This is a genomic window from Pseudoalteromonas sp. MM17-2, from assembly GCF_022347945.1.
Taxonomy (GTDB): domain Bacteria; phylum Pseudomonadota; class Gammaproteobacteria; order Enterobacterales; family Alteromonadaceae; genus Pseudoalteromonas; species Pseudoalteromonas ruthenica.
In genome coordinates this window covers 1-1,892 of sequence record NZ_JAKRFV010000047.1, presented here as the reverse complement: position 1 = coordinate 1,892, position 1,892 = coordinate 1, and the positions used below count along the sequence as shown (strand labels likewise).

Sequence of the window (1,892 nt, the reverse complement as noted above, 5' to 3'; positions counted from 1 at the left end):
AATGGCGTCCCCTAGGGGATTCGAACCCCTGTTACCGCCGTGAAAGGGCGGTGTCCTAGGCCTCTAGACGAAGGGGACAAAAATTTCGCTATCGAAGTATAACTTCGATAAATTTTTGTAAAGGCTGAGCCGAACCAGTGAGGCGAAGCGGCCTTAGCAAAAACGCTGAATTTAATGTCACTAGGACTGGTTATTTAAACTCTTACCATACGAGTATCACACCTAAACATTCGAAGTTTAGCCTACCGAGATAGAAACGTGTGTTGCACTGCAGAATTTGGTGGAGCTAGGCGGGATCGAACCGCCGACCTCTTGCATGCCATGCAAGCGCTCTCCCAGCTGAGCTATAGCCCCAAACAGCATGAGATAAACTGCCAAACTTGCGGTATTCATCTCGTTGAGTGCGGGGCGCATTCTATGCACCCCCCTAAACAAAGTCAACACTTTTTAAGTAACTTTTTACTGACCGAAGCAATTTTAACCAAGACGCGCAAAGGTTAGACAAAAACAGTCAAATATGACTTTTTATTAACCACTTACCTACTTTGATACAGGCAAATATCGGTATCTATTGTGGTTATTTCGTCAGCCAAAGTATCACCTTAATCGCAACGACCACTTATGCCTCTAGTTGCCATAATAAAAAGCTGGCTTGCCACCCCATAATTTCTGTTGAGATATGGGTATCAGGTCGACAGCGAGCTGCTCCATATGCACAGTGTAAAGGCAACAAGTGTTCTGACGTGGGCTGACAATAAAGTGCACCAGGTGCTGTTCGCCACGCAATTAACTGCTGTTGGCGCTGCTTTTCACTCATAGGCGCCTGCAAAGTGTGTTTGAGCCATGCTTCAAACTGCCGATTATACCCCTGAGTATCATCAATCGGCCCTTTTTTAAATGCAGCCATATTATGAAAGGTGAAACCTGAACCAAGCAATAATACGTTATCAAGATCAGCAACAGCATTTGCGAGGTGTTGCCCTAACTCTACATGAAAGCGCTCATCTAAACCGCCATGCAATGATATTTGTACACAAGGGACGTCTGCATCTGGATACATTAACTTTAACGGTACAAAGACACCATGATCTAGCCCTCGTTGCTGCTCAATAAGAGTAGGTATACCTTGATGTTGTAAATAACCGGCTAAGTAGTTGGCAACTCGAGTATGACCCGTGCAAGGATAAGCAATATCATAGGCCGCCCTATCAAAACCGTAATAGTCATACAGCAAGTTGGGCTGTTGCTGGGTATTAATAGCAACTCCCTCCTGTGAAAGCCAATGCGCGCTTATTACAATAACAAGCCGAGGCTTAGGGATTTGAGTCGCTAGTTTTGCTAATGCATCACGCATACCTGTGTGACTTGTTTCAGCCAATAGAGGTAACGGCCCTCCCCCGTGGGAGATAAAAAGACTGTGGTTCATAATGCGCTCCATAAATAAGGCCTTCATTATTGCGCTGGTATCGATACCTATATAGCCCTATGAACGCACATCCCTTGTTACCACGCGCACAATTATGACTCACATAAGCGGGAGTGCAGGCTTCGCGTGCGTAGTTGATGAACAGGTTGTTTATAAAACCCGCATATAAAACAAAATGTGCAACTCAAGTGTTGACAGTCTTTCGTCTCTATCTATAATAGCGCCCCACAACAGCGAGAGAGGTTTCCTCACTCCTTGTTGCCAGATGTGGGTTGTTAGCTCAGTTGGGAGAGCATCGCCCTTACAAGGCGAGGGTCACTGGTTCAAGTCCAGTACAACCCACCACTTTTTAAGTGACGCATCTGTTTATTCTATATGGGTTGTTAGCTCAGTTGGGAGAGCATCGCCCTTACAAGGCGAGGGTCACTGGTTCAAGTCCAGTACAACCCACCATTTACTCATCTTC

The 1,892-nt window shown here is 45.7% G+C and carries 1 protein-coding gene and 4 tRNA genes; 2 read left to right on the top strand and 3 right to left on the bottom strand.

What is annotated here, in order from left to right:
• Positions 1 to 2 precede the first annotated feature (2 nt).
• The 3 genes from MHM93_RS19300 to MHM93_RS19290 form a co-directional block, all read right to left on the bottom strand.
• A tRNA-Glu gene (locus MHM93_RS19300) sits at positions 3 to 78 on the bottom strand.
• A 200-nt stretch (positions 79 to 278) separates the two neighbouring features.
• Positions 279 to 354, bottom strand: a tRNA-Ala gene (locus MHM93_RS19295).
• Between the two features lie 265 nt (positions 355 to 619).
• On the bottom strand, positions 620 to 1,426 hold the full coding sequence (locus MHM93_RS19290; RefSeq protein ID WP_239450225.1) for a class III extradiol ring-cleavage dioxygenase: 807 nt from the start codon (positions 1,424 to 1,426) through the stop codon (positions 620 to 622).
• A gap of 269 nt (positions 1,427 to 1,695) precedes the next feature.
• On the opposite strand from MHM93_RS19290, the gene MHM93_RS19285 reads away from it, so the two are divergent.
• Together MHM93_RS19285 and MHM93_RS19280 are read left to right on the top strand one after the other, a co-directional pair.
• Positions 1,696 to 1,771, top strand: a tRNA-Val gene (locus MHM93_RS19285).
• Between the two features lie 32 nt (positions 1,772 to 1,803).
• Positions 1,804 to 1,879: transfer RNA gene (locus MHM93_RS19280), tRNA-Val, on the top strand.
• The last annotated feature ends 13 nt before the right edge of the window (positions 1,880 to 1,892 follow it).